The organism is Clostridium carboxidivorans P7, from assembly GCF_001038625.1.
GTDB lineage: Bacteria > Bacillota > Clostridia > Clostridiales > Clostridiaceae > Clostridium_AM > Clostridium_AM carboxidivorans.
Window position 1 is genome coordinate 4361374 of the sequence record NZ_CP011803.1, and the last position, 24605, is coordinate 4385978.

The following is a 24605-nucleotide window of genomic DNA, read 5'->3' on the forward strand; positions in this document are numbered from 1 at the left end:
ATTTGGAGGTGCACTTTTTTATACATAAGTATTTTATATATAGATACTCTCTAAATTTATATTATTATTTTAAAGTTTACTTAACAGTATTTTAAAGTGTTCTTAAAGATAAATATATATAATGTATTTAAAGGGGGAGGAGGTCCTATGAAGATACTGAACCATATACAGCATGGCGATACATTTCTACTCAAAACAATTAATATATCACTCAAATGCAAATGTTTGGATATTATTATGCCGTTAGTCACTCGTTTAGCCTCTAAGTTTTCATTAGTTACATTTTGTTTGTTTACAGAGTTAAATCCAAATCCTTTTATCCATATGATTGGATTAAAATGTACAATTTCTCTAATAATAAGTACTATTATTTCTCAAGTATTTAAACAAAGCGTAAGTAGAATTAGGCCCTTTTTAATAGTAAATAACCTAAATATACAAAAGATTGGAATAGATGAATATTCTTTTCCTTCAGGACATACAACCGCAGCTTTTAGTGTCTGTGTTATGATTTCATTATTTTGTCCATCTATAACCTTTTTACTTATGCTATTGGCTTCTCTTGTTGGTATATCCAGAATTTATTTAGGAGTACATTATCCTTCCGATGTATTTGCCGGCGCAATTTTAGGAACTCTATCTTCCTTCTTAGTTTTTTATCTAATATAAATTGCAGTAAAACTTATGATATTGGTTATAAAATGCCTTATTACCTACAATTTTAAAAAGGAAATTAATAAAAAATAAAATTAAAGGTTGGTGTTAAATATGAAAAATCTTAATATATGTATTGATATTGACGGAACAATTACTGACCCTTACTTTTGGCTAGATATTGCCAATAAATACTTTAATAAAAATGTAACTATTGATAAAGTAACAGAGTATAAAGTTGATATAGTTATGGGAGTAACTAGAGATGATTATTATGATTTTTATGATAAAAACAAGTTCAAAATGCATAATGATAATGTGAGTTTAAGAGAAAATGCTAAAGAAGTAATAGAAGAATTGATAAAGCTAAATAATATATATTTTGTTACAGCCAGGGATAAAGATTTAAAACTTCTCACTTACTCTTATTTAAACAACAATGGAATTCCTTATGATGATATTTTTGTTCTAGGTACTCATTACAAAGTAGATATGGCTCGAAAACTTAAATGTGATATATTTATAGAAGATTCTTATGAAAATGCTTTGCAGTTATCGGAAAATGGTTTTAAGGTATTGCTTATAGATACCAATTATAATAGGAAACCCTTAAACAAAAATATAGTTAGAGTTCTAAACTGGAATGAAATATATGAACTAATAAAAGAAACGCTATTATGTAGCAAGGCTATATAATAGCATTTCTTTTACTTAGTTATTCATTCCATTTAAACAATTTATTCTTGTCTACAGGAATATCTTTACTTTCAATATCTTTCTTTAGTATCTTGTAGAATGATACAAGAAGTAGCGCTATAACAAATAACATTGGAATAGCAAAAACTGATGTAACAGATTGTATTGTTGTTAAAACATTTAATCCAGGCACCATATGTTCAAGGAATAAAATACTAACTGGAAGCAGTAACACAAGAAATGCCCAGAATACTTTATACCATTTATTAGGCTCTTCATCATTTTTAAGATTTTTAGAAGTAAGAATTGATACAACTGTAGATGCTGCAGTTGCACCACATGCTAATGTGATGAATACTACTGCCATATATACAGCAATAGCTGCACCTGATAAAGGTAATGTCTTTAAGACAGCTAATACGGCTGCATTATTACCACTATCAATAACCATTTGGGATAAATTAAGCTTTCCTGATAACTCTAAACTCATTCCATAGTTTCCAAGCACAGCAAACGCAACCCAACAAGATAATGATGTCCAAATACATCTTACAATAGCAATTTCACGGAATGTACGTCCATAAGAAACACGTGCTAACCACAATCCATCGGAAATAGTACATCCAACATACCAAGCCCAATAAAAAATTGTCCACTGCTGAACAAATCCAGTTTTCGCAATAGAATCTGTATTAAAACTCATATGAACAAACTCTCGAATGTTTGTTCCAATAGCCATAGTAAAATTATTTAAGATAAATGATTTAGGTCCTACTAAGAAAACAAAAACAAAGAATGCAATGGCTAATTTAACATTAAACCCACTTATGATTCCAACTCCCTTAGCAATACTTTTAGATGTAGATAGGATAAAAAACACGCAAAATACTAAAATAATACTTATACGTAATCCAAAAGTAACTGGCATATTTAACAAATATCCCGCTAATTCAGCTAATATAGAAGTTCCCAAACCTATTGTACAAACCAAACCTCCAATGTAACCAAATGCAACAACACCATCTATACAAATACGTATAATTTTGACTAACAGGCTGTCACCTTTCAAAACATTTTTACAAAGATCGGATAAATTCAAAGAATCCATTTTTTTATTCCAATAAATGTAACCTAGTGCTAGTGAAACAGGCAAATAAATAGCCCAAGCGGAAAATCCCCAATGGAACATTCCATAAGCAGATGCATATTCATAAGCTTGTACCGACATAGGCTTAACACCAAATGGTGGAGTTTTAACATAGTACATCCACTCTACCATTCCAAAAATCAAAATTCCGGCTCCTGCTGCAGAACACATATTCATGGATATCCATGTAAAAAGTTTATAATGTGGCTTTGCTTCAGGACCTCCTAAACGAATATCTCCATACTTTGAAAACATAATAAATACTGCAAATACTGCACTTAAAAATGCAATTATCAAGAATAACCAAGGAAAATTCAATGTCATAGCTGAATAAAAATTGCTAATTACAGCAGCACTTCCATCCGGAAACAATACCATAGGAATAACCATGGCAATTAATAATCCTACAGCAAGTAATGCTATTGGTAAATTAATCTTTTTAAGCATAATAATAGGCCCCCCTTACAAATTAAACATTCTCAAAGACTGTTAGTGCTTGTTTAAAATCAGCAATCAAATCTTCAATAGCTTCTGCGCCAGTAGAAATACGAATAAGTCCTTCTTCCATTCCCATATCTTTAAGCTGTTGAGGAGTAAACTCATTACGGAATGCAGTGGCTGGATGTGCTATAGATGTACGATATCCGCCTAATGTTCCAAGGTATTTTACTAATTTCAACTTGTGCATAAATGTATTCACTTTATCTCTATCATCTTCTACACGAAAGCTAAGCATAGCTCCACAACCATTTGGCATAATCCTTGCTGCTAATTCATGCTGAGGATGGTTAGATAAAGTTGGGTAATTTACATAACGTACATGAGGATCTGCCTGCAAAGCTTCAGCAATCTTTCTAGCATTCTCAAATTGCTTAGTGACACGCATTTCCATAGTTCTTATACTACGAAGCATTAACCATGAACTATTTGGATCTAAACATCCTCCAAAAAGCAAGTAGTCTGAATATATTTTCTTCATTAATTCATTTGAAGCAGTAATAGAACCAGCTGTAATATCACTATGTCCTCCAAAATATTTTGTTAAACTGTGAATAACAATATCTGCTCCATGCTCTAGTGGGCGAATTGCAAATGGTGTAGTAAAGGTGCTATCAACAACCACTAATGCTCCTACGCTGTGAGCCGCTTCGGATAAAACTTCGATATCTACTACTTCGATAAGTGGATTAGCAATAATTTCTGTATATACCATCTTTGTATTAGATTTCAAAGATGCACGAATACTATCTATATTTGTAAAATCACTATATGTAACCTCAACACCAAATTTCTTTAATATGTTTTCAAATAATTCAATTGTTTCTCCATAAATAGAACGACTAGCAACTATATGATCGCCTGATTTAACAAGAGATAAGATTGTAGTAGAAATAGCTGCCATTCCTGAAGAGCAAACAAGTGATTGTTCTCCATTTTCTAAATAGGATACAGCTTCAGCAACACCATCTCTATTTGGATTGGCAGTTCGGCAATAATAATATTTACCACCAGTGCTAGCAAAGTCATAATCATCCATATCAGAAATAATATTTGCTGTTGAATGATAAATAGGTGGTGTTTCTGGACGTTCAATTGGAAGTTTAGACTCACTTCCTGTATACAAAATATTAGTCTCTCTAGTTAACTCCTTAGAATTCATAAATATTTCCTCCTTATTTTCTGCACAATAAATTTAGTGATTTATTTTTCACAAATGTAAACCTTATCACTAAGGTACATGTGTAAGTTTAAACCTTATCCTAAGATACATGTCAACAATAATTTTCATGCATGACAAAAAATAATCAATCATAATCGTAAAAAATAACAGAAGATGTGTATTCCATATTACATAGAATACACATCTTCTGTTATTTTTAGTAGCATCATAATCTTACTAGACTTTTATGAAACAGACTACTCTATCAAAATTTGAACTTCATAATCCGTATTCATATATTCAACTAAATTATCCTCAAACTCTAGAGCAACAATGGTAGATGGCTTAGGAAGAGAATTAAAGTACTTTTTTAAAATTGTTGTATCCCACTTTTCATGCAGCAATTTAGTACGAAAACACAGATACTCTCCCGCTGGAAGCTCTTTATAAAATGGTGTAAAAAATTGAGGTCTATTCTTAATATAAATAAAATATGTTTTAGGTTCAAATTTACTCTGAAACAGTCCTGATGTAGTTAATTCATAACCATATTGACGTCTATAAGACAATTGATGTAATTCTTCTCGACTGCGCACCTCAGCCATTCGAATTTCCATGTCTGCTAACTCATCAGAATCGTAACAAGGAACATAAATTAAGTGCCTCGTTTCCATATGCATACGATACAGTACCTTAGATACATCCATCTTACTCAAATAAGTAAAATAATCAATATACCATTCTATATCCTTAATTCTTGCACGAATAGCTTCTAATTCTTGATTAGCAGTCTGCCACTGTCCTTCCAATGCTGGAAGAAGACCTTCAACTGTTCCTTTTTTTATTATGCTATCAATTTCAGATAATGATAAGCCCAAATATTGCAGATATTTTATACGATCGATGATGTGAAATTGATTAAATTCATAATATCTGTATCCGTTTTCACCTGATATGTAACTAGGCTCAAGAATTCCTATTTTTTCATAATGGCGTAACGTTTGTGTAGTAACGCCGAGTAATTTCGCTGTTTCTCCAATGGTATAATACTTTTTCATTATAATAACCCCTTGTATAAATCATAACATCAAATATTAGTTTATCTCAAAACAGTATTTACTTCAACTTAAAAATTTTAAACCTTATTGTCGCAATAAGGTTTTTTAATAATTTAAATTTATCAAATAAACTAACATTTCCTTTACAAAATAAAAATCATGAATGGACCTGAATTTAACCTTCATTCCACTCATGATTCTTAATCATATCTGTAATAAACAATAAAATTTGTTCAAAATGTCTTATCGAATTATTGGTATTAGGTTAACTATTTTATATCTTATTTCAATAAAGTTTGTTCAAAATATAATCATAATTGTATCATTAGTTTAAATCTGTGACAAAAAAGTACGTTCGTTTTATCTTAAGTTTAAATAGTTGTACTAATTTTTCATGTATACACAAACTTGCTAATATTTTGTCAACACTTATTTTTAAATTTTATATTGAAAAAAAGGCGACATTAAAAAAGCTACTGCTAAGTAGCTTTTTTTGCTACTTTTCAATTGTTATGTGGTTTTATACACATTCATAATACGGGCATAATAAACTCTTAAGAACTTATTAAGAGCAGACATTTTAGCTACGTTTTTTGGTTTTCCAGTAGTTGTACGGAGAATAGTTTGAATTCCTGGCATAATCTCATCAAGAAGGTTGGTAAGTTGAACCTTAGCGTTTACACGTATAGAAACTGTTTGATTATATTGTCTAGATAAAAATCTTAAATCTCTATATTTTTCATCGTTACCTTCATATCTTGTAAGATTATACCTTTTTTCTATCGCATATTTAGCTATTCTGATAGCATCCTTTTCATCGGTTTTTACCTTTCTGATCTCTGTATCACCGTACTTTTTCATAAGATAAGCGTTAACTACACTAACATATACTCCGGCCTCATACAACTCCTTTAGTACAGGGTAATGATAGTGACCAGTAGACTCCATAACCACAAGTACCATGTCCTTCTGATTTCGAATCCACTTGATAAGCCTATCACCTTCAACGTGGTTATGCTTGATTTCATATGGCTTCATAATTATTGCTCCAGTATCTTCCTATAGCTGCTATTGTACTTTTACCCTTAGAAACATCAATTCCAACGCCTATCATTTTTCATCACCTCCATATTTTTTACGATTGGTTCCAACACAATCCTATTCGTTCAAATTTGTTATTTACACGGGTGTTTCTCCCAACTTGCTTAATCGAATATTGAATAGGAGTGCTGGTCAACACTTTGTGTAACGGGAGTTTCATCCCAAATCTATTTACGTTGACCAATCAAACCTATCATAAAAAAAGTAAGCATAGATGTCTACCACTAATGTGATATCTATCTATGCTTATATTGTACAAAATCTACTTGCGTTCCCTGGCAATAAAGTTATTAGTTTTCAGCCATACTATGTTACTCAAAATTTATCTGGAGCATATTCACTTATTTTAAATACATTTCTTTGCGAGGCTGATGGGGTACTAACTGAAGCAACAGATGAAATACAAAATATTATGAATTAAACTATTAATATTTAGTTACAACCCATACCCACACAAACCACACCTGAATCACAACCCATACCTGGAATACATCCTAAACCTGGTACAGAACAAGTGCCTAATGAAATACCAACACTATCCTGTGGTATTATTACAATTTTTTTAGGTAATTCAATCTTTTCCATAAATATTCACTCCTTAAATTTAATTTATATACAATAAATGTATTTAAATCTAAACTTTGTTTTTTCCAAGTATCTGTTTTATATACAGTACCAATACAATTTTTTTCATAAGCAATCCTTTTTTTGTATATAATGATCCATTCCTTTGGGATATATTAGCTTTTTATCATGAATTTTAAGAAGATTTATTTTTTCAATTTCTGAAAAAATACTTTTTTATAACCTACTGATTCTAACTTAGGTTCTTCAAGTGATACGTGATCCCTTCCCATTAAAATTAACACTTTTTTATGTCCAATAACATTTTTTAATATATTTTCATTCCTTATACTAATATAAAATATTATGCATTAAACTATCAACATTTAGTTACAATTGAAACCCATACAACCAGCACCTGGATCTGGATCTGGAGCACACCAAGTACCTGGTTCTACAGAACAAGTGCCTAATGAAATACCGGCACTCTCCTGTGGTATTATTACAATCTTTTTAGTTAATTCAATCTTTTCCATAAATATTCACTCCTTAAATTTAATTTATATACAATAAATGTATTTAAATCTAAAATTGATATCAGCAACTAACCAAATCACTAATTGAAGTTTTATATAAGTAGGCATATATTTTATTTGAATTATAATTTAATATAGATTAGTGACATGGGAGCTGCACCACGTTTTTCAAGAGAATCACTTTATTTATTGTGATTCTCCTGTTTGTTGAATAATTTTACTAATTCTATTAAGATTCTCAATTAAATCTAAACCTTGTTTTTTCCAAGTATCTGTTTTATATACAGTACCAATACAATTTTTTTCATAAGCAATTCTTTTTTGTATATAATAATTCATTCCTTTGGGATATATTAGCTTTTTATCATGAATTTTAAGAAGATTTATTTTTTCAATTTCTGAAAAAAATACTTTTTTATAACCTGCTGATTCTAACTTAGGTTCTTCAAGTGATACGTGATCCCTTCCCATTAAAATTAACACTTTTTTATGTCCAATAACATTTTTTAATATATTTTCATTTATACTATTATCTCTTATACGATTAGTTGAACTGGGAGTATTTGCATCATTAGGAACCCACCAATCAACACCTTTTACTGGAATGTGAAGATTATCTGCTATCAAATGACAATAAAGCATCTCCGTTGGACCATCTGCAAAATTCCCTTCAGCTAACTGGTCAGGTCTACTTTCAATTAAAAGAACATCAGGCTTTAAATTTTCAATGGCAGATTTTAAATTCAAATAAGAATAGGGTTCTGAATCTAACAACATAGTATGGTCTGTTCCCAAAAAATAAATTTGTTGATTATCCTTTAAATATTTTCTAAAATTATAATCTCTTGTGAGTATATTAATGATATACTGAGATTCATACATAACCACCAAAAGTATTATACAAATGATAAATGCAATAATGTTTCTTAGTATTTTTTTTATATTATTCAATATAAAACCTTCCTCTAAATAATTCTTAGTACATAAAAATCATACCACTATATTTTACTCTGGTAATACTTTCTGTTTTAGTGTAACATTTTAATTTCATACTAGTGCAAAGCTGTCTTATGTCAAATGTGCATCTATGATGATGAATAATTTAACATTTTCTATTTATAGTTGTTTTAGTAATGATTACCTGTTATACTGAATAATCTAATTCAGTATTGAAATCTACGCAGGAGAAACCTAGATTACAATAACTGCCTGAACCACAATAATCACCTGGTACAGAACATGTTCCTATTGTGATACCAACACTCTCTTGAGCTGTTATCATTATAGAATTTTTAGAAAATTTAATTTTTTCCATGAATGTTCCCTCCTTAAATTTATCCTAAATAAATATTATTAACAATAATGACATGTACTATATTTATTAAGAACTTCATTAAGTGTATTCCAATTTTCTTTATTTGATTTTATTTCAGATAACCTTAGTAATATACTTGAAATCATTGTTTTCATTATAGTGCACATAGAATCTGCACCATGATAAAAATCAGGTTCATCTAAATTATCTCCATAGCTAGTCAAGCATGAAGAACAAACATTTCTTGCATAGCATTCCTTACATTTCTCATATAAATGTTTTTCATTATACTTTAAAGTAAAATCCTTTAAGTTATCTTTTAGCTCATCCATGGTTGATTGTAAATTTCCAATTGATATATCTGATCCAGAAAAAACAAAACAAGGACGAATTATACCATCTTTAGCTACGGATACAGAATTTAAACCTGCAGGGCAAATATATGGAACTTGTGTATTTGATATAAGTCTATCAAGTATTCCTAAAACAAAAGAAGATGACTTTATTGATTTTTCATTTAATATAGTATCAAATGAATAATCAACTAATTCTTTTGTATAATTGATAATAATATCTTGATAATTTGATAAAGATAGTTTGTTATTTGAATCAATACATACAGGTGCTATATGTACTATATCGATTCCAAAATTAGTATGGAAATAATTAAGTAAGTCAACAAAACTTATTTTCTTATCTATATGAGCTTTAGTATACGTACATTCAAGCCCTATAGAATTTTTTGGAAATCCTTTTTCTATTAATTGTTTATATTTTTCATTTATTTTATTGAATGTTCCATGCCCTAGTTTATCTATTCTTAAATAATTTTGAATAAATTCATCACCATCAATACTAATAGTTATTGTAAAGTTATATTTTATCAACATATCTATAATTTGATCTGTAATTGTAGTTCCATTTGTTATAACTGCAAATCTAGGAATATAATCAATTTTATTTTCATTTTTTAATTGATTAAAATAGTTACAAATATATTCTATAACTTGAAAATTCATCAATGGTTCTCCACCAAAAAAGAAAACTGTTCTAATAAAGTCAAATTTATCTACAAAATAATCTATTATATTTTTTGCTTCTTCATACGATAAAGCTTCTACCTTTTTACCATAATTACCACCATTAGCATAACAATATTTGCACTGTAAATTACAATTATTTGTTGTAATAATTGTAAGTTTTTCTAATACACGTTTATTTAAGTTACTTATTTTTGATTCACATCTCTTTTTGTAATCAAGTTCATTTTCCGAATATGTGCTATTCAATATATCAGTTACTTCCTTAGAATCTATACCATCATTAAAATACTCTCTTAAATGATTTTTTAAGTTAGGATCAAATATTCGATAAAAGTCTAGTGTTTTATTATTAAAAAGTACTGAACTTGAACTACCTTCTAAATAATTAAAAAAAGATTTCATATTTTTTCCTCCTTTAATATAATAAATGATTTTTATATTAGGAATTTTATATTTGTAAATTATGTTATCAATTTATAAATATAAAATTCATTTATTAACTACATATTTATGATACAAGTAGATCCTTTCAAGTATATAAACTAATATAAAAAATATAAAAATATTATATGCAAATTGCACAGTAACAACATTAAATATTATTAAAATTGCCATAAATACAAATAAAATGCCACTCAAAATAGAAAATATTTTAATAGATTTTATAAGCATTTTTTCATTTAATATTTTAGTATTAGTTTTTTTATATTTTTTAACTAATTTGTCATTAGGATATACAAATCCAACTAAAAATTCTATTACACCACCTAAGAACCAAATAATTGCAATTCCAATATTTAAATTTATTATGATCACCTTCTTTTTAATATAAGAGTACTCTTTAAAAAGAATACTCTCATATTAATTTTAGCTGTTATACACAAGCGAATCCAAGACAACCGCCTCCACACCAAGAACCACCGGTTGCACAGCCAGATCCACATCTATTTCCAACACCACTTGGTGGAGACTCACACGTTCCCAATGTAATTCCAGCACTTTCAGCAGGGTGAAGAATTATACCTTTTCCAAATTCTAACTTTTCCATATAACTTTTCCCTCCTTAATTTTTACAGACAATAATTAATTTTAGCTGTTAAATACAAGCAAAGCCTCCACTTCCAATGCAAACTCCCCCACATGCAGATCCAATACAAATTACTCCAAGTCCTTGTGGAGTAACATCGTTATCAGAATCAAAATTAAATGTTATTTTATCCATTATGTTCACCTCCTTTTTTGTATTTAAGTAAATTTAAATAAAAGTACATAATTATTGTTTATGTGTAATTATGTAAAATTATTTCAAATAATTAAATGGTTAACTAGCTTCTATATTATACAAATTTTTATATGTTATATTTTCATTTATTAGTTTGTCATGGGGTCCTTGTCCAACAACTTTTCCTTTATTAATAATAATAATTTTATCTGCAAACATTAAACTAGATAGTCTATGAGCTACTATAACAATCGTACAATGTGAACTTATAAATTTTATTGATTTATTTACATATTCTTGAGATTGATTATCAAGTGATGCTGTAGCCTCATCAAACAATATAATTTTTGATCTTTTTAAAAGGGCTCTTGCAATAGCTAGTCTTTGTTTTTGTCCTCCTGATAAATTAACTCCATTTTCTCCAATTAATGTATCATATTTTTCTGGTAAACTTTCTATAAAATCATATATATAAGCTTTTGAACAAGCATCTTCAATTTCTTTATTTGTAGCTGTAGGATTGGCAATTAGTAAATTTTCTTTAATTGAAGAATTAAATAAATATGGTTCTTGATGTACAATTGATATATTTGATCTTAAAGTTTGTTCGTCTAAATCGTTTATATTAACATCGTCGAGTTCAATACAACCTTTGCTGGGACTATAGAATTTTAATATTAAACTTAAAATAGTGCTTTTTCCAGCACCACTAGTACCAACAATAGCAGTTACCTTATGAACAGGAATATTAAAAGAAACATCATTTAATATTGGAGAATTTTTTTTGTATTCAAAATAAACATTTTTAAAACATATTGTGCCATTAATATTATTTAAATGTTTTGTACCAAATTTCTGTTTTGAGTAAGATAAATTGTCTATTAAATCAAATACTCTTTCAAGAGATTTTAATATTTGCTGAAAATTCGAATTTATTTTAGTAATATTTAATAATGAGGATGAAAATTGAGTAGAATATGAGGTAAATGTAATAAAATATACCATTGAAAGATTGCTATTAATTACCATAAATGCACCTATTAAGGTTACTAAAATTTGAGATAACACATTTGCACTTTGTGCTAATATTTGAGACAAGGTATTTATAAAACCTAAACTAATAGTTTTATTTCTTACATCTTCTGATAGAATTGAAAATAATCTAATTTTTTTAGGTTTTACATTTAAGCTATTTATTTCTCTAATTCCTACAAGTGATTGATGTAATTCGTTAAAGTACTTATCATTAGATTCAACTAATTGACTATTTTTTTCTTTTAAACTTTCTCCATAGTGAACAAAAATTAAATATGATATAGGAAAGCATAAAATAACTACTAATGACAAAAGCGGACTAATAAATAATAATGCAATACCAATAGTAATTACTTTTAAAATGTCCACAATTGATGTTAGAATTTGATTTGTAAGTACGTTAGCAATAGTTGCTGAATCATTATGTATTCTTGAAATAAAATCTCCAACATTCATTTCATCAAAAGCTTTCATTGATAAATTCAAAGCACTTGCATACATATCTTTTTTTATATCATAAATTATATTATTATTAATAAAAGCAATTAAGTAATTTTGTACTAAAGTTGTAGTTGCTGAAACAATAAATATTATAGATATATATATAACTAATGATACTATTTGACTAAAATCTTTACTAAATAAACTTTTTAATAATTTAGCCCAAATAATTGGTTGTATTAATCCAAATACAATTCCTATAATCATACAAATAAAAGTTATAACAAATTTTAATTTATAAAATGTGAGATATCTAAATGAGTGTATTATTAATTTAATATCATTTTTATTGAATGGATTAATAATCATTAAAATTTGTACCTCCGATTAATATAGTCATAAATTTAAAGTAATTATTTATATTAAATTTAACTACCATAGTTAGCTGCTGTTAATTTAGACTATTCAATTAACATATGGCCTATTTATATCATCTGGACTTTATATACTAAGCTTGTCTACTATCGAATAGCAAGTAAAATATTTATATTGAATCATTGAATTTAATAAGTTTAGATAACTGTATAAGTCATTTATCAGAGTTGGATATCTATAAATTTAATTATATATACTTTTTATGAAATAAAAATACATATTTCATAATTTGATGTTATGATGTATTAATTAAACAGCTATTTGGAAATTAATGGTAAATAGGTAGAGTTTTACATGTTAAGGGTTTATAATAATAATTATTAAATTAGTTTAATAATTATTAAGGAGGGTTTTATGAATTATACGATAGCAATATGTGATGATGAGCCAGTCCAGGTAAAAATTATTGAAAAGTATATAGAAAAATTTAACAAAGATGAAAGTTTAAATTTGATTTTTTCTAACAGTGGAGAAGAACTTTTATCTAAAATAAAATATAAGCAAATACACATTTGTTTTTTAGATATAGAAATGAAAGGTTTGAATGGAATTGAAATAGGGAAAAAGCTCAGGGAAATTGATAAAAATGTAATTATTATATTTGTTACGGGTTTTAAAGAATATGCATTAAATGCTTTTGAAATAAAAGCTTTTGATTATATAATGAAACCTATTTCTGAAGAAAAATTCAAAAAATTATTTCAAGAAACATTGGACAGGCTACATCTAATTCATTATAAGTTAGAAAAGGATAAAGTTTTTAATGTTGTGAATAAAGAAATTACATATAAAATTAAATATGATGATATTTATTATTTTGAAAAAGAATTGAGAAAGATTAAAGTTATTCATAGAGGTGGCAGCTCAGAATTTTATGATAGCTTAAAAAACTTAAAAGAAAGAATTGATATGAATTATTTTACACAATGTCATCAAGGTTATATTGTGAGTAATAATAAAATTTTAATTTATAAAGAATTGTGTATCACTATTGAAGAACTTGGTATAATTATTCCAGTAAGCAGACAATATGTTAATGATGTTAAAAAGGTATTTTTAAAAAATCTATTTAAATAGGAGAAGCGTATATGGGGGTTGGAGAATATTATGAATTGACTTTTAATATTATAGATAATTATTTACTGTATTTCTTCTTAAAGCATTTTTTTAAAAATAGGATAAATGAAAAATTTATAATCGCGATAGCAATATTAATGCAGAGCTTTATACTTCAATTATTAAATATGTATTTTGGCACTGGAGATTTTTTAAGTTTTATTATAATGTTATGCATTGTTAATATGGTGTATTTTACAATTTTTGAATGTAAATTTAGAAACTTAATTTTTTTAACGTTACTGTTTTTTGTACTAATGTCAGTTTTTGATATTATAAGCACAACCAGTACAAGTATAATATTTAAGGTTTCTATAAATAAACTTTCTGGAGAAAATATTTATAGAATATTTAGTGCAGTGGTATGTAGAGTTTTAATGTATGTTTGTATGATATTTTTTAGAAAACTCAAGGTAAATCCTTTTTATATAAAGAAGATGTACATTTATCAAATTTCAGTGATTTTTATGATAAATATATTATTTGTTTTTATACTTTTTAATACATATCAAGAAAAAACTTTTTTAAAAAGTAATGTTTTTATAGCATTTATTGCTTTAGTCATGATAATATTTAGTTTTATTATTATAAAAATTATACAGCAGGTTGCTATTTATTCAAAAGAGGAATATGAATGGTTAATGAAAGAAAAAGAATATAAAAGACAAATCTTTTATATAAATAATATACAAGATTTAGTTTATAGATTAAGAGCACAAAGGCATGATTTTAACAATCACATAGGATGTATTTGTGGACTTGTAAGCGTTGGAGAATTTAAGGAAGCCGAGGAATACTGTAAAAAAATATTAAACCAAGTATCAAATTTAAATACTATTACAAATATAGATAATTATGTTATAGCATCTATATTGAATTTTAAGTTATCATTGGCGTCAGAAAAGCAAATCAAATTAGATATAGATATAAATTTGCCAAAGGATATCAAAATAGATTCTATAGATATATCAATTATTCTTGGTAACGCATTAGATAATGCATTAGAAGCCTGTGAGAAATGTCCTAGTACAGATAGGTTCATTAATATTCGAATGTATATAGATAAATCATATTTAGTAATTAAAATAAGTAATAGTAAGGTAAATAAAGTACCTTCAAATTATGGTACAACGAAACAAGATAAAAAAAATCATGGTTTTGGAATTCAAAATATAAATTATATTGTAATGAAATATAATGGTTTAATACAAATAGATGAAAATGAAAATTTATTTACACTTAATATTGGTATTTTAATAGAAGAGTGAATCAATTCAGCAAAACCCATTAATTTACAAAAAAGTATCTAGTTAATACATTTCAACAGCTAATTAAGCAATGCATCTTTTAAAATTATTTAATAATATATATGATTATAATAAAATAAAAGAATTATCGTATTTTATATATTAATTACAAAATTTAAAGAAAAAGGTGTTCAATGAATGATATATAAGCTTTCAAGAAAAATAGCAAAGGATATGGTTAATAATAATATAGTTAAATTTGGTGATTATGAAATATATCTTTATGGTATTCAATCAATAATATCTAGTATTGTAGATATTTTAGTAATACTTATTATTTCTGCTTTTTGGGGACAAGCATTATACTCTGTTATTTTTATAATATTTTTCTGTACTCTAAGGATTAATGCTGGAGGATATCATGCTAGTTCATATTTCAAATGTCTTATATTTATTACATCAATAAATTTTTTAGCTATTGCATTAGTTAATAATGTGAAAGTTATAAAATCACCTTATTTTATAATAGCATCATTATTGTTTTCAATATTTTTAATTCTAAAATATTGTCCAGTAGATACTCCTAATAAACCGTTAAATAGCGAAGAAAAACAGTTATGTAGAAGAAGATCTATAATTACATTCATTATTCAAAGCATTATTATCTTGAGTATTTATTTTATAAAAAGTAGTTTTGGTAAATACTGTAGTATTGCAGCTTTAGCACTCTTATCTGAAACAATGTTATTACTGCCAATTAGTAATATGTTTAAGAAGAAAGTTTGTATAAAATAAAAATTTTAAAGCAGTGACTGAATTAAAATATTAAAATATATAATTTGATAAAGGAGTGATTTAGTATGAAAAAATACAAAAAAATTTTAACTATATTCGCATCCATGGCTTTAGCAGCTGTAAAATTAGGAGCTAGTACAAATTGTTTTATTTTTACATATCAGCCTAAATTTCCGGAAAGGTTCCCCAAAAGAGAGTAGATAAATATAAATGAGCAACTTTTATAACAAGTTTTGGGATTAGAGAAAAACCAACAAAAAATAGACATTCTATTCATTCTAAGGTATTATATTACTTCAAAACAATATAATTAAAGGATTTGCAAAAACGTTTACAAAAAAGTATCTAAAAAAATTATTAGCACTTGATCATAAGGATCATGATAATATATAAAATTAAATTCAAAGTAAAAGTTTGAAATTTTTTTGGTACGGCAAGGATTCGGGTAAAAAACAGCCGCAAGATAGTATTTACCATTTTAAAAAGTTATAAATCAAAAATGGAACTACTATTTTGTGGCTGTTATGACGTGAAATAAGAACATTGCGTCTTAACTACAGTATCATTTTGCTTGTGCTAATACACTATCTAACATATCAAATTTTTTCAAGCAAGTAATATATTCTGCAACTAAATAAAAGTTGTTCAAATCACCCTCATCTAAACCTCTGAAAGCAAACAATTCATCCCACAACATACTACTCCCTTCAACCATAAAAAACGCTGTTTCAAGTTCTACTCCGACAATAATTTTATTTTCTTTGAACACATCATCCTGTTTCTCATAAAGACGCTTTCCTAAGCCCATGTTTTCAACATAAAATACCTTTGCAACAGGCATTTTACTGTTGGGCAACTTATTTGAATAACACTTATTTATTATAACATTGTCAACAACAACCCGTTTTAGTTCTTCTTTTGCTTGTTCTGTTAAAGTATACTTTTGTTTAAGATATTCAATTATTTCTAAAGCTGTTTTTTTATTTGGATACAGTTTTGCTTTGTATTTAACATAGATAGCTTTCCATTCTTCAACCATTTCTGATGTTGGCTCTTTCATCAACATAAACTTACCTCCTGACAAAAGATTAAATAACTTTTACTACACATAAATTTACTATTATGATACTTTCTAAATCATAATAAATAAGATATTATGCTTTCCATTATTAGCCTAATGGGTATATGCATAATTCGAAGGAAAATTAAAGTTAGGTTCAATACAAACACCATTCGATTTACCAAAAGAGATTTCATAATCTACTGTAATAGGATTATGAAATTTCTTTTGATAATATTTTTTAATGTTAAGCATTAAAAGGTGGTTGCCCAAAACTTTTATCTAAAGATATAGCTATTTCATTATTTTTATCTGCTTCTTCTTTTTCACCCAACATATACTGAGTTGTAGCTAAACTGTAGTAACCTAAAGCGAAATTAGGATTGTTTTTTATTGCTATTTGATAACACCCTTTAGCTTTTTTATAATCTTTTAAAGCACAAAACATAGTACCTAAATTATTATATGCCTCAATATACAATGGATCTATAGAGATAACTTTTTCATAATATTTAATTGCTTCATTTATATTATTAGTTGTATAAAAAGTATTTGCAAGGTTAAAGTTTGAATGAGTATAGTTAGAATTAATCTCTATAGACTTTAAATACATATCTATAGCCTTTTTAAATTCTTTCAATTCATATAAAGCATTTCCCAACTTAAAGTATACTTCAAAATTACTGTTATCTAATTTTATGTATTTTTTATATGCTTGAACACTCTCACTATATCTTCCTAAGCTAAAAAGAACATTGCCCAAATTAAAAAAAGCTTGTGCTAAATTTTTATCTATTTTGATAGCCTTTTTTATGTAATTTGTAGCTTTTTTGTAGTCTTCTAATTCAATATAGATAGATCCAAGATTGTTGTATGCCTCAGCCAACTTAGGGTTTAATTCTATAGACTTTTCATAATTTTTAATAGCGTCCTCTATGTTGTTGGACTTTTGTAATGCCGTTGCTAAATTGCAGTATAGCTCTGAATTGTTTGGATTAAATCTTATTGCAGTTTCATAAACTTGCATAGCTTCTCCTAATAATCCCAACTCATTAAGTGAATTAGCTAAATTATTATAATATATACATTCATATGGATTTAAATCTATTGCTTTTTTACAGAGCTCTTTTGATTCTTCATATCTTTTCAATTTATAAAGTAAAACACCATAGTCATTATATGCATCACCATAATTAGGATTTATATTAATTGCATTTTTATATTGTTTTTCAGCAATATCATAATTTCTCATGTTAACCTGAATATTAGCGATCATTTTATATGCATTATAATCATTAGGATCTATAACAATGATTTTTTCAATAATATCTAAAGCCTCTTTAAACTCTTCCAACTCCTCATATAATAAAGCTAATCCATAGTAAGCATTTACTGATTCAGGATATAATTCAATCTCTTTGTTATACATTTTCTTTGCATCATCGTATAATTTCAGATCAGAATATATATTTCCTAGATTGCTATGCACATCTTTATGATCTGAATCCAATTTTAACACTTTTTCATAACTTTTTTTTGCATCTTCATATTCATTCAAGATTACTTGCGTATTTCCTAGATTATAATATGCTAATATATTATTAGAGTCTAATTCTATAGCTTTTAAATAGTTTATTTTCGCAGATTTAAACTTTTTTTCTTCATATAAAAAGATACCTTTATATAAGTATCCTTCAGAATAAGTGTTATACTTCTCAATAAATAGATCTAATAATACCTGTTTTTCTTCTTTATCTTTAATAAATGATATATTTATTAACTCCTCTATTAATTCGGAGTTATCAAATTTCATAAAATCTAAAATCTGTTTATATTTATCTTCTATTAATTTACTTAATGATATAGCTTTCATGTCTGCTAATTGATCCATAAATAGGGCAATTAATCGAGATATTTGTTCTATTATTTTAATCTCTTCATATATTGGAATACTGTTCAAAACATCTAATCCACTTACTTCATTTTTTAATTCATTTAATTGCTCTTCCCAGTATTTCATGTACTTAAGCCTATTACTAATTTGATAAATTTCAGCATCATCTAAAATTATAGGTAATATCCTACCTTTATAGTTTTCATCTTTAGTAAACTCTAAAACCTCATACATACAATTTTTTGATTTTAAATAACTATTACTTATTATCATAACGACATAATCAGCATTTCTAATACTTTTCATAAATTGCTTAATGCTATCTTTAAAGTTTAAATTTCTTTCATCTCTAATAAGCTTTATACCTAACATTTGAAAGTCTTTATCAATTTTATCTGCAATAACTTTATCATTCCATGAATAGGATATAAAAATCTTTGGCATATTCATTCTTAAATCACTCCACTCTTAACCAAATATTTTAATAATTAGTTTTTCATTTTTATATTTAATAAGTTACTTTTTCTTAAATTCCATATTCAGAACAATTTGTCAATCTAAAAGAACGTACTTCCCATTATAGACATTAGTAGAAGTTTATCTATCCAACTTCTTACTTTAGGTATTCTTTATATAAATTAATTTTCCTTCTAAAAATAAAAAAACATGGAGTTGATGCAGAAAAATTTACTGCATTAACTCCATATTTAGTGTGACTACTTTATTACTACGAAGTAAGTTTTTATTTAAATACATTATCCTGTAACATTTATTGCTTATAATTAGTTACAATATTAATTATAACTTATAATTTTGACCAAACCTTTTTATTCATGGTCAAACTATTTTGTATATGACCAAACTTTATTGTTTATCACAATATCTTTGTATTCTCAACTAAATATTATTCAACTGTTACACTTTTCGCCAAATTACGTGGTTTATCGACATCGCATCCTTTTTGTATTGCCATGTAATAAGATAGTAATTGTAATGGAATTACAGATATTACTGGTGATAATACATCATTTACTTCTGGTATATATAATACTGAATCTACAGTTTTTTCTATTTCAGTATGACCTTCAAATGCTATACCTAAAACATTAGCTCCTCTAGTTTTAACTTCTTTAATGTTACTTACCATCTTATCATATAATTTTTCTTGAGTAGCTCCTGCTATTACTATAGTTCCTTTTTCAATTAAAGCTATAGGACCATGTTTTAATTCTCCACCTGCATAAGCTTCAGAGTGAATATATGATATTTCTTTAAGCTTTAATGAACCTTCCATAGCTACTGCATAATCAAGACCTCTTCCTAAGAAGAACATATCTTTATGCATATAAGTTTTTGAAGCAAATTTTTGTATAGTTTCTTTATTTTCTAATACTTCCTTTGCCTTTTCTGGTAGTATTAACATTGCTTCCTTTATTTCTTCTATTTCTGATTCACTTAATGTTTTCTTATTTTCAGCAAAGAATAAAGCTATAATATACATTGCTATAAGTTGAGTTACATATGCTTTTGTTGAAGCAACTGCAATTTCTGGTCCTGCCCATGTATATAATACATCATCTGCTTCTCTTGATACTGAGCTTCCAACAACATTAGTTACAGCTATTACTCGAGCTCCATTAGCTTTAGCTTCTCTAAGTGCTGCTAAAGTATCTGCTGTTTCTCCTGATTGACTTACGACGATCATTAAAGTTCTTTCATTTATTATAGGATCTCTATATCTAAATTCAGAAGCAACTTCTACTTCTACAGGTATTCTTGCTAATTTTTCTATTACATATTTACCTACAATTCCTGCATGGTAAGCAGTTCCACAAGCTACTATATATACTTTGTCTATATTTTCTATTTGCTCTTTTGTTATTGTTATTTTATCAAGGGTTATTGGTTTTCCTGGCATAACTCTTGATGTCATAGTGTCTTTTATAGCTTTTGGCTGTTCGTGAATTTCTTTTATCATAAAGTGTTCAAATCCACCTTTTTCAGCAGCGTCAGCATTCCAAGTTACATGATATATATCTCTCTTTATTTCTTCTCCTTCTTGTGATAAAAGTTTTACTCCATCTTTAGTCATAACTACAAACTCTTTATCATTTAAAAGGTATATATCTCTAGTATGATTTAATATTGCTGGTATATCTGATGCTATAAAGAATTCTCCCTTGCCAAGTCCAACTATTAATGGGCTATCTTTTCTTACTGCTACAAGTTTATCTGGTTCTTTTGAACATATTACACCTATAGCATAGCTTCCTTCCATTTTAGCTACAGCCTTCATAACCGCATCTACTAAATCACCATTGTAAAAATAATCTATTAAATTAGGTATAACTTCTGTATCTGTTTCTGATACAAACTTATATCCTTTTGAAATTAACCATTCTCTTAAGTGTATATAGTTCTCTATTATTCCATTGTGAACAACACTTATTGTTTCATCTTCATTACTATGAGGATGTGCATTTAAATCTGATGGTTCACCATGAGTAGCCCATCTTGTATGTCCTATTCCTAATGTTCCCTTTAAAGGTTCTTCTTGTAGCTTGTTTTCAAGATTTACAAGTCTTCCTTTACATTTTGTAACATTTATTCTTTCTCCATCAAATATAGCAACTCCTGCTGAGTCATATCCTCTATATTCTAATTTACTTAATCCCTCAATTAAAATTGATGATGCATCCTTTTTTCCTATAAAACCAACTATTCCGCACATAAAAATCTTCCTTTCTTAAATCAAATAATTTTTTTTACAACCTCAAAGCCTATTAAAGCTTATTATTTTAAAATAAACAAAACTTAATAGACCTATGACAAATTTAAAATTTGCCCTAGCTTGTATTACAATAAAGGTTTTAACACCAGATTAATATTGTGTCAGAAATCACTTTCTGATTTTATTAACCGTTAACGGTAGTGCGTTACCGTGGGGCACCCGCCGAAGATTCGATACTCCCCATCCTCGTCAACTTAAGTGACACCCCAAATCTACGATTTGGTCGGTGGAACTTACTCAGCCGTAAAGGCTGAGTTTCCTTTAAAAGGAAATTTCCTATAACCTCATAAAGTTTTTGTTAAATTCCCTCCTCATAATCTACAACAAAAGCAGATTTGGTTGGTAAAAACTAAACTTATCCTAAGGTCTATTCTTTCACTCAAGTCCTGGCGCTTTAAATTAACTTGTCTTTTTATTTTATATTGTATTCCCATCCCCTCTCCATTGTTACTTTAATATAAAGCATAATCAAGCTGTCAATTTATTATATTTATAACCACATTTTTTGTCAACTTAAATGATTCACTTAAAATCCTCATTTATTAGCTTATTATGTACATGAAAAGCCTTTACAAGTATGTTTTATGTATTTTTAAACTGTAATTATTGCTATACTTTTTATGCTAAAGTTATATATTAAACAACAAATAGAATATGCACATAACTTTTATTATTATATATTTAATAAATTAGACAAACATCTAAATTTTTTGTTAACTCTAAGTTAAACCAACAAAAATCCTTAGGGTTTTGCTAACCTCTAAGGACTTTCATTATGGTGTTTTTATTTATTAAAATCAATTGTAAACTTTAAATTCTCCCCAAAATCAACATTACTAAAATCATTAGTATATATGGTATATTTCTTATTAGGATCTAATGCTTCAAATGTCTTTGTAAATTCATTAGGATTATTTTCATCTTTTCTCAAGTTATAATCTCTAATTTTAATATTTTTTCCTTTCTCATCTTTTATAAGAACATCTTTTGCTTGAAAATATGGTGCTTTACCTTGTGCTGTATACTTAACTATAGTTTTATTATTTTCTGTTTTTATTTCTTTTATTATAACCTTACCCATGTTACCTTGAGGAAGTTCTATTGGATATATTCCATCTATAACTTTACTTATTTCTTTAGGCTTCTTTGTTTCCATTTTAATAGGTGTTTCCTTGCCATTCTTATCTACACTTACTCCACCACCGCCAGAAGGAGTAATTTTACAAGGAACTATAGTTAAATATTTAGGAATGCTTTTCATGCGTACATAATCCATTTCAGAAGTAAATGTTCCTTCTTTTAAATTTCCTTCTCCACCGCCAATACCTTTTGGAGTAAGTTCTATTCCTTTATCATCAAAAGCAATCCAATAATCATAATCAAACAGTCCTTGTCCTCCGCTTCTTTTAGTTTTCGACTTTCCACTTAAGAAAATTGATGTATCTATTGGTGAAAATACCACCTTATTAATTGTTGTACTACTATCTGGAAAATCTATTTTCTTATTTGGCTTAAACACAGTGCTATTCTTTAATAATTCTTCTTTTGATATACTAAATGCAAATTTCCATTTACCCTTTACGTTTCCTATTTCTTCAACATTCAGATTCACATTAAATTTATTAGAATCTTGAGGTATTTTAGTATGGACTTCTTCAGTACCTACATAAGTATAATCATCTATATAATTTCCAGTTGAACTACCATGTGATCCTCTAGGCATTTTGCCATTTATCTTTACTGAACTCAATACAGACATTGCTTCTTCATCACTTATCTTTTTATCACTTTTTACTGTATATCCTATAATCAATTTTGAATCATCTGCTAGAACTTCATTTAATGTAAAAGTTATACCTTTATCTGTAACACTTTTATTTACTATTTGAGAATACTTTTCATATTCTCCATGGAATCCAAATTTGTCGTTAAGTGTTTGTGTTATAGAACTCAATACTGGAATATTTTCAGCAAAAGCAGGTGAAGCTGTACCTATACCTATAATACTTATTAAACCTATAGCTGCTGCTATAGAACCATATTTCAGCTTCTTGAACCCCTTTTGTCCCTTAATCTTTTTATTCAAATTTTTCTTTATTCTTTCTTTTTGAATAGTAGGTATTTCTTCTTCCATTTCGTTAAATTCACTTTCTTCCATCTTTATTTCATTAAATAATTTATATATATCTTTTTCCTCTAAATTAAAATTCTTATTATTCATTACAATATCTCTCCTTTCAAAGGTATAAGCTTTTCCTTTAAAAATTTACGTCCTCTTGAAAGCCTTTTATCTACTAAATTCCTATCTACTCCAAAGATTTTTGCTATATTTTCTATTCCTTCATATAAAAAATACCTTCTTATAAATATTTCTTTATCCTCAGGCCTCATTCCATTTATAGCGGTTAAAATTTCTTCTCTATTTTCTTTTGATATTAGTGCATTTTCTACATTAAGCTCATCTTTTAAATTATAGTCATCTATACATTCATCTGTACTATGCTTAAAAATTTTTCTTTTATAATCTATAGCTTTATACTTTGCTATAGCAGTAATCCAATATTTAAAATTTCCTTTTTCTGAGTCAAAGCTTTCAATATTATTCCATACTGCCCAAAATACATCATTTACACATTCTTCTGCAGGTTGAGCATGAAAACTTGAATTAAGCACAGTTCGCACTACCTTGAAAACCAAATTGCTGTATTCATCTACAACAAATTCTAATGCTTTTGCATTTTTCTTTCTTATCTGTTCTATAAAATTATTTTCATCTATATTCACTTTTTTTCCTC

23 protein-coding genes are annotated in these 24605 nt (G+C 27.2%); 6 read left to right on the plus strand and 17 right to left on the minus strand.

Annotated elements, in window-relative coordinates; translation table 11 throughout:
- The first annotated feature begins 147 nt into the window (after nt 1-147).
- Nucleotides 148-669: a phosphatase PAP2 family protein gene (locus Ccar_RS19385; RefSeq protein WP_007063618.1), complete on the plus strand. Its 522-nt coding sequence runs from the start codon at nt 148-150 to the stop codon at nt 667-669.
- A gap of 99 nt (nt 670-768) precedes the next feature.
- Nucleotides 769-1350: a 5' nucleotidase, NT5C type gene (locus Ccar_RS19390; RefSeq protein WP_007063617.1), complete on the plus strand. Its 582-nt coding sequence runs from the start codon at nt 769-771 to the stop codon at nt 1348-1350.
- A 19-nt stretch (nt 1351-1369) separates the two neighbouring features.
- Here Ccar_RS19390 and Ccar_RS19395 read toward each other — a convergent pair whose 3' ends face one another.
- From Ccar_RS19395 to Ccar_RS19440, 12 genes are all read right to left on the minus strand, one after another.
- On the minus strand, nt 1370-2944 hold the full coding sequence (locus Ccar_RS19395; RefSeq protein WP_007063616.1) for a BCCT family transporter: 1575 nt from the start codon (nt 2942-2944) through the stop codon (nt 1370-1372).
- Between the two features lie 22 nt (nt 2945-2966).
- Nucleotides 2967-4157 (minus strand): trans-sulfuration enzyme family protein, encoded by a 1191-nt coding sequence (locus Ccar_RS19400; RefSeq protein ID WP_007063615.1) that lies wholly within the window; start codon nt 4155-4157, stop codon nt 2967-2969.
- A gap of 257 nt (nt 4158-4414) precedes the next feature.
- Complete coding sequence (locus Ccar_RS19405; RefSeq protein WP_007063891.1) at nt 4415-5215, minus strand: MerR family transcriptional regulator; 801 nt, start codon at nt 5213-5215, stop codon at nt 4415-4417.
- A gap of 510 nt (nt 5216-5725) precedes the next feature.
- The gene (locus Ccar_RS19410) at nt 5726-6253 is read right to left on the minus strand and encodes an IS110 family transposase (RefSeq protein ID WP_007063890.1); all 528 of its coding nucleotides are present in this window, start codon (nt 6251-6253) and stop codon (nt 5726-5728) included.
- Nucleotides 6254-6748: 495 nt separating this feature from the next.
- On the minus strand, nt 6749-6901 hold the full coding sequence (locus Ccar_RS27120) for a hypothetical protein (protein WP_007063888.1): 153 nt from the start codon (nt 6899-6901) through the stop codon (nt 6749-6751).
- A gap of 365 nt (nt 6902-7266) precedes the next feature.
- Nucleotides 7267-7416 carry a hypothetical protein gene (locus tag Ccar_RS27125; protein ID WP_007063887.1) on the minus strand — a complete coding sequence of 50 codons (150 nt, stop codon included), beginning with the start codon at nt 7414-7416 and terminating at the stop codon, nt 7267-7269.
- Nucleotides 7417-7602: 186 nt separating this feature from the next.
- Nucleotides 7603-8367 (minus strand): hypothetical protein, encoded by a 765-nt coding sequence (locus Ccar_RS19420; RefSeq protein WP_007063886.1) that lies wholly within the window; start codon nt 8365-8367, stop codon nt 7603-7605.
- A gap of 193 nt (nt 8368-8560) precedes the next feature.
- Nucleotides 8561-8731, minus strand: a complete 171-nt coding sequence (locus Ccar_RS27130; protein WP_007063885.1) for a hypothetical protein — start codon at nt 8729-8731, stop codon at nt 8561-8563.
- Nucleotides 8732-8769: 38 nt separating this feature from the next.
- The gene (locus Ccar_RS19425) at nt 8770-10176 is read right to left on the minus strand and encodes a radical SAM/SPASM domain-containing protein (RefSeq protein ID WP_082141611.1); all 1407 of its coding nucleotides are present in this window, start codon (nt 10174-10176) and stop codon (nt 8770-8772) included.
- Nucleotides 10177-10648: 472 nt separating this feature from the next.
- Nucleotides 10649-10822 carry a hypothetical protein gene (locus Ccar_RS27135; RefSeq protein WP_007063881.1) on the minus strand — a complete coding sequence of 58 codons (174 nt, stop codon included), beginning with the start codon at nt 10820-10822 and terminating at the stop codon, nt 10649-10651.
- Nucleotides 10823-10870: 48 nt separating this feature from the next.
- Entirely contained in the window at nt 10871-10996 is a 126-nt protein-coding gene (locus Ccar_RS27655; RefSeq protein WP_007063880.1) for a hypothetical protein, read from the minus strand.
- 99 nt (nt 10997-11095) lie between these two features.
- On the minus strand, nt 11096-12841 hold the full coding sequence (locus Ccar_RS19440; protein ID WP_007063879.1) for an ABC transporter ATP-binding protein: 1746 nt from the start codon (nt 12839-12841) through the stop codon (nt 11096-11098).
- 420 nt (nt 12842-13261) lie between these two features.
- On the opposite strand from Ccar_RS19440, the gene Ccar_RS19445 reads away from it, so the two are divergent.
- The 4 genes from Ccar_RS19445 (at nt 13262) to Ccar_RS26485 (ending at nt 16265) form a co-directional block, all read left to right on the plus strand.
- Nucleotides 13262-13984 (plus strand): LytR/AlgR family response regulator transcription factor, encoded by a 723-nt coding sequence (locus tag Ccar_RS19445; protein ID WP_007063878.1) that lies wholly within the window; start codon nt 13262-13264, stop codon nt 13982-13984.
- A gap of 11 nt (nt 13985-13995) precedes the next feature.
- Nucleotides 13996-15291, plus strand: coding sequence for a sensor histidine kinase (locus Ccar_RS19450; RefSeq protein WP_007063877.1), 1296 nt, complete (start codon nt 13996-13998; stop codon nt 15289-15291).
- Nucleotides 15292-15468: 177 nt separating this feature from the next.
- A complete protein-coding gene (locus Ccar_RS19455) occupies nt 15469-16065 on the plus strand; it encodes an accessory gene regulator ArgB-like protein (protein ID WP_007063908.1) in 597 nt (198 codons plus the stop codon).
- A 65-nt stretch (nt 16066-16130) separates the two neighbouring features.
- Entirely contained in the window at nt 16131-16265 is a 135-nt protein-coding gene (locus Ccar_RS26485; RefSeq protein ID WP_007063907.1) for a cyclic lactone autoinducer peptide, read from the plus strand.
- Between the two features lie 362 nt (nt 16266-16627).
- Here Ccar_RS26485 and Ccar_RS19460 read toward each other — a convergent pair whose 3' ends face one another.
- From Ccar_RS19460 to Ccar_RS19480, 5 genes are all read right to left on the minus strand, one after another.
- Nucleotides 16628-17131 (minus strand): hypothetical protein, encoded by a 504-nt coding sequence (locus Ccar_RS19460; protein ID WP_007063906.1) that lies wholly within the window; start codon nt 17129-17131, stop codon nt 16628-16630.
- Between the two features lie 241 nt (nt 17132-17372).
- Complete coding sequence (locus tag Ccar_RS19465; protein ID WP_007063905.1) at nt 17373-19469, minus strand: toll/interleukin-1 receptor domain-containing protein; 2097 nt, start codon at nt 19467-19469, stop codon at nt 17373-17375.
- Nucleotides 19470-19923: 454 nt separating this feature from the next.
- A complete protein-coding gene (gene glmS, locus Ccar_RS19470; protein ID WP_007063904.1) occupies nt 19924-21750 on the minus strand; it encodes a glutamine--fructose-6-phosphate transaminase (isomerizing) in 1827 nt (608 codons plus the stop codon).
- A gap of 844 nt (nt 21751-22594) precedes the next feature.
- A complete protein-coding gene (locus Ccar_RS19475; protein WP_007063903.1) occupies nt 22595-24031 on the minus strand; it encodes a DUF4179 domain-containing protein in 1437 nt (478 codons plus the stop codon).
- Entirely contained in the window at nt 24031-24594 is a 564-nt protein-coding gene (locus Ccar_RS19480) for a sigma-70 family RNA polymerase sigma factor (RefSeq protein ID WP_007063902.1), read from the minus strand. The genes Ccar_RS19475 and Ccar_RS19480 overlap by 1 nt, the downstream gene beginning before the upstream one ends.
- Nucleotides 24595-24605 lie beyond the last annotated feature (11 nt).